The organism is Caballeronia jiangsuensis, from assembly GCF_046030135.1.
GTDB lineage: Bacteria > Pseudomonadota > Gammaproteobacteria > Burkholderiales > Burkholderiaceae > Caballeronia > Caballeronia jiangsuensis.
Window position 1 is genome coordinate 1 of sequence record NZ_JAQQDB010000163.1, and the last position, 272, is coordinate 272.

Here is a 272-nt window from a genome sequence, read left to right on the forward strand (position 1 = left end):
GTTGCTGCAGAATGCGGCAACCAGCCATGCGAGACGAAGCGAACATGACGAATCAACTCTTTGAAGCCGCCTTGGGAATCAAGGCCCCGTGGTACGTGCAAGGCGTCGACTTCGACACGACCAAACGGCAGCTCACGATTGCCGTGGACTTTGTCGCCGGCAGCCGCTTCGCCTACCCTGGGGTTGCCGGCGAACACCCGGTGCATGACACGCAAATCAAGCGGTTGCGCCACCTGAACTTCTTTCAGCACGAGTGCTATCTGGAAGTGCGG

Annotated in this window: 1 pseudogene; it reads left to right on the forward strand. The window is 59.2% G+C overall.

Annotated features, from left to right (window positions below):
- Window positions 1-44: 44 nt before the first annotated feature.
- Window positions 45-272 (forward strand): annotated as a pseudogene (locus PQR08_RS38810) (ISL3 family transposase); the annotation flags it as partial.